The 4,767-nt window shown below is 40.1% G+C and carries 4 protein-coding genes; 2 read left to right on the top strand and 2 right to left on the bottom strand.

All coding sequences use genetic code 11. The features are described 5' to 3' along the window. Both HMPREF9074_RS08805 and HMPREF9074_RS08800 read right to left on the bottom strand, forming a co-directional pair. On the bottom strand, nt 1–559 hold a 559-nt coding region (locus HMPREF9074_RS08805), incomplete at its 3' end, for an aminotransferase class IV (protein ID WP_034540323.1). Then, nucleotides 559–1,506 carry an aminodeoxychorismate synthase component I gene (locus tag HMPREF9074_RS08800; protein WP_009392638.1) on the bottom strand — a complete coding sequence of 316 codons (948 nt, stop codon included), beginning with the start codon at nt 1,504–1,506 and terminating at the stop codon, nt 559–561. The genes HMPREF9074_RS08805 and HMPREF9074_RS08800, both read right to left, overlap by 1 nt. 225 nt (nt 1,507–1,731) lie before the next feature. Here HMPREF9074_RS08800 and lepA point away from each other — a divergent pair, with 225 nt between their 5' ends. Next, a complete protein-coding gene (lepA, locus tag HMPREF9074_RS08795) occupies nt 1,732–3,528 on the top strand; it encodes a translation elongation factor 4 (protein ID WP_009392639.1) in 1,797 nt (598 codons plus the stop codon). A 25-nt stretch (nt 3,529–3,553) separates the two neighbouring features. Further along, a partial coding sequence (locus tag HMPREF9074_RS08790) for a hypothetical protein (protein ID WP_034540327.1) occupies nt 3,554–4,767 on the top strand: 1,214 nt, incomplete at its 3' end.

Below are 4,767 nucleotides of genomic sequence, written 5' to 3'. Positions count from 1 at the left end.
CTATATCGAGCATAGCATTTATAAAGCCTATTTGTTCAAAGTGATGAATATCGGTGTAGTGTATAGGGGCTTCCTTTATTTTGCCTTCTTTAAGCAATCGCTGACGACAGGTGCCATTAAGAAGATAGGTAGAGGGCGTAACCCATTGTCGTCCGTCAAAAAAGATAATATTAGCATAGCTACTATCGGTTACCTTGCCGTTTTTAACAAAGATAACCTCATCAGTACCCGCACTTTCCTTTAGGTTGTTGAGGAAAGTGCGGTCTAAAAACTTATAGCTATAGTCCAAAAAGTCGGCTTCTACGCACTTAATAGTAGCAATAGAGCGTATTTGATAAGGAAGAACCTCTATCGTGGGGCATTCGCTGCCGTATACTATGCGTATTTTGTGCTTCCCTTGGGTAGGTAAGGGTATTTTTTCAATGATATCCGACAGCGAAAGTACCTTTTCGTTAGGAAAAAAATGCGAAAAAGTATTACATACGCGCTCTTGGTGATATGCTAAATGAAAAACACATCCGTCAGCGAGCTTTATCGTTTCAATAAATTGGTGAGGCATCAGATAGGTATATATATTTTCTCAATAATCTCGTTATACTCATTTAGCGGCTTACTTTGGGCAGTAATCCCTGCACCACTCTTGTAGAAATAGCGGTCGCCTATGCGCTCTATAAAGCGTATCAGCACAAAACTATCTACCGTCTTGCCGTCAAAAACACCCGCAATACCGGTATAAAAACCGCGCTCGTAAGTTTCTGCTTCGTCAATTACCGCTACCGATTTTTCTTTAGGGGCTCCTGCTATAGAGCCTGCCGGAAGCATAGCCGCCAACAAATCGCCTAAATGTTCTTGCCAATTGGCAGGCAACTCCCCTACTATTTCGGAGCTAGTCTGAAGGAGGTCGCCAGTAGATTTTTTGATAACATCTACATACCTAAAGCGAGTGGTATGCACATTAGTAGCTACTTTTTGCAAATCGTCAGACAAGAGCCGCACCACCTTATGATGCTCGTCAATTTCCTTTTCATTATGCAATAAAGTAGCCTCGGCATCGGGGAGAGTAGCACTGATAGTCCCCTTCATCGGATAGGTTTTTATCAAATTATCTTCTATTTTTACAAATATCTCGGGCGAAAAGCACACCCAATCGTCTTTGTATAGCATTTTGTACTTAGCAGAAGCATTCTGATACACTTCGGGCAGTGAAACAGCCGATATTTCGGTAGCAAAAGTGAGATTTACAAGCTCAGTATCGCCATTTTTCAGATGAGAATGCACCTTATTGAAGGCTTTTTCAAACTCTGGGTAAGCAACAGGGTGTTTTTCTATAGCGATAGGTGTCGCATCTGCTTTTTTCTCTTCTGAAAAAGAGAATTGTATATCGCTCGGAAGCTCAGAGAGCGGAAATACCTGTCCGTTTTCTCCTTTGTAATCAATAATAAACAGACAGGGCGTGCCTTGCTGTCCGAAGTCGTTCAGACTTTTTTTCCAATTGTTAGTGTTCATTAGTTTTTCTTAATTTTTAGGAGGCAAAAGTAATAAAAATAATTTATTCAAAGTATATTGATCTTACACTCATCTTACACTGATCCTACACTGATCCTACACTCATATCTCGTTCGGTGATTAAAGTTTGCTAATCTGCTAATTTTGCTAATTTTGCTAATTTGCTAATTATTCGTATATTTGCCCCTTTAATTATAATAGTTAATAGCGAAATCGTAATACCCGATGAAAAACATCCGTAATTTCTGCATTATTGCACATATTGACCACGGCAAGAGTACCCTTGCTGACCGCCTTCTCGACTTTACCCAAACCGTAACCGAACGCGAAAAACAAGACCAATTGCTAGATAATATGGACTTGGAGCGCGAGCGCGGCATCACTATCAAAAGCCACGCTATACAAATGGAGTACGTGTATAAAGGCGAAACTTATATCCTTAACCTTATCGATACCCCCGGTCACGTGGATTTCTCTTACGAAGTATCGCGTTCTATAGCGGCTTGCGAGGGGGCGCTACTGATAGTAGATGCAGCCCAAAGCATTCAGGCTCAGACGATTTCTAACCTTTATTTGGCTCTTGAAAACGACCTTGAAATCATACCCATACTCAACAAAATAGACCTACCCAGCGCTAACCCTGAGGAGGTGAAAGACGATATAGTAGACCTACTGGGCTGCTCGCCTGAGGATATTATCCCTGCCAGCGGTAAGACGGGCTTGGGCGTAGAGGCTATTTTGGAGGCTATTATAGAGCGTATCCCTGCCCCTAAAGGCGACCCTAAAGCACCGCTGCAAGCGCTTATCTTCGACTCGGTGTACAACTCTTTCCGCGGGGTCGAAACTTACTTCCGCGTGATGAATGGCGAGATACGCAAAGGGCAGAAAATCAAGTTTATGTCCAACGGCAAGACCTACGATGCCGATGAGGTAGGCACCCTCAAGCTCAACCAAGTGCCTAAGCAAGTGATTAGTGCCGGCGATGTGGGCTACCTTATCACCGGTATTAAAGATGCGCGCGAGGTGAAAGTGGGCGATACTATTACCTCGGCAGTAGATGGCTGTAAGGAGGCTATTGACGGTTTTGAGAACGTAAAACCGATGGTATTTGCGGGTATCTATCCGGTAGACACCGAAGATTACGAAGAGCTACGCGCCTCAATGGAAAAGCTACAGCTAAACGATGCTTCACTGGTGTTTACCCCAGAGAGTTCGGCGGCTTTGGGCTTTGGTTTCCGTTGTGGTTTCTTGGGTATGCTACACTTAGAGATTGTGCAAGAGCGTTTAGAGCGCGAGTTCGGTATGACCGTCATTACCACCGTGCCTAACGTTAGTTACCACGCCTTTACCAAGAAAGAACCTGAAAAAGCGATTATCGTTAATAACCCATCAGACCTGCCCGACCCTTCCAAATTAGACCGTGTAGAAGAGCCTTACATCAAGGCGAGTATCATTACCAAATCGGACTTTGTAGGGCAAGTAATGTCGCTCTGTATAGAAAAACGCGGACAGATAACCAATCAACACTACCTCACCCCTGAGCGTGTAGAGCTAAACTTTGATATGCCTTTGGCCGAGATAGTGTTTGACTTCTACGACCGCCTCAAAACGGTGAGCAAGGGCTATGCCTCGTTTGACTACTCCCCTATCGGAATGCGTGCTTCTAACCTTGTAAAGGTCGATATTCTTATCAACTCGCAGTCGGTAGATGCGCTTTCGGCTCTTATCCACGCCGATAATGCTTATAATATAGGTAAGAAGATGTGCGAGAAGCTACGTGAACTGATACCGCGCCAGCAGTTCGACATCCCGATACAGGCAGCTATTGGGGCTAAAATCATCTCGCGCGAGACCATCAAAGCCTTGCGTAAGGACGTTACTGCCAAATGTTACGGAGGGGACATCTCGCGTAAGCGTAAGCTCTTAGAGAAACAGAAAGCCGGTAAAAAACGTATGCGCCAAGTCGGCAACGTCGAAATTCCACAAAGTGCCTTTATGGCTGTGCTCAAACTGAATGATTAATTTTTTTAATTTATATAAAAATACTATGGAAAATATGAGTAACTTACCACAGGAAATACAGAACTACAATAAAGGGTTGACTGTATTAAGTAATTTTGAAGAAGGATTGAAAGATGTTCTCACCTTACATTCTTTACCTGTAGAAAATATTTTTGTAGAGACTCAAGAGAGAGGAAAAGTATTTAAGAATTTGAGTAATGTGTTAAATCAAATTCCTTTACAAGATAGACAGCAATCTATATATCTTTCAAAGTTTATAGCAAGTACAGCTTCAGGACTTTTTGATGCAGCTTTAAACTATCTCTGGAATGAAACTATACTGCAAATAAGAAAAAGAGTATCTCAATATGATATTGAATTCTTTTACGATAATGCTGTTTCTGGAGAGAAGAGAAAAAGGGTAAAAGATGAAAGTGATTTAGATAAAATAGATGATTACGACCTCATAAAAGGAGCTAAAGAAATAGGACTAATATCAGATTTAGGATTTAAACATCTTGAATATATTAACTATATGAGAAATTGGGCTAGTGCAGCACACCCAAATAATAGCCAAATTAGAGGATTACAATTAATAGATTGGTTAGAAACTTGCATAAAAGAAGTTATTACTTTACCTATATCAAACATAACAGTCCGTATAAAACACTTACTACAAGGAGTCAAAAACACTTCTATATCAGATAAAGATGCAGAAGAAATTGCTTTATTTACAGCAGAATTAACACAAGAACAAATAAATAATCTGGCATCTGGCTTTTTTGGTATATATGTAAAGTCCGAAACAGATAATCAAACTCATCAAAATATAAACAAACTTCTACCTAATATATGGGGAAGAGTTAGTGAAGAAGTCAAAAATACTTTTGGATTAAGATATGCCGATTATACAGCAAATAATAATCAAATAGGGAAAAAACTATCAAGACAATTTTTACAAATAGTTAATGCTGAAAGTAATATTCCAGATCCATTGAGAACAATGGAAATAGATAATACGATTGATGAGTTCCTTTCCGCTCATAGAGGGTTTAATAATTTTTATACAGAACCAGCCCTTGCTAGACAACTTCTTAGACTTGTAGGTGATGATTTGAAAATACCAAAATCTGTAGAAAAAAAATTCATTATTGCAATAGTAGAAGCATTTTTAACAAATGGAAATGGTATAGCTATTAATGCAAATGATATTTATAAGAAAATATTAACAAACCTTAATTCACATCAAGGAAATATAGC

Source organism: Capnocytophaga sp. oral taxon 329 str. F0087 (assembly GCF_000213295.2).
Lineage (GTDB): Bacteria > Bacteroidota > Bacteroidia > Flavobacteriales > Flavobacteriaceae > Capnocytophaga > Capnocytophaga leadbetteri_A.
The sequence above is the reverse complement of the archived record's forward strand: the minus strand, read 5'-3'. Positions and strand labels throughout refer to the sequence as shown.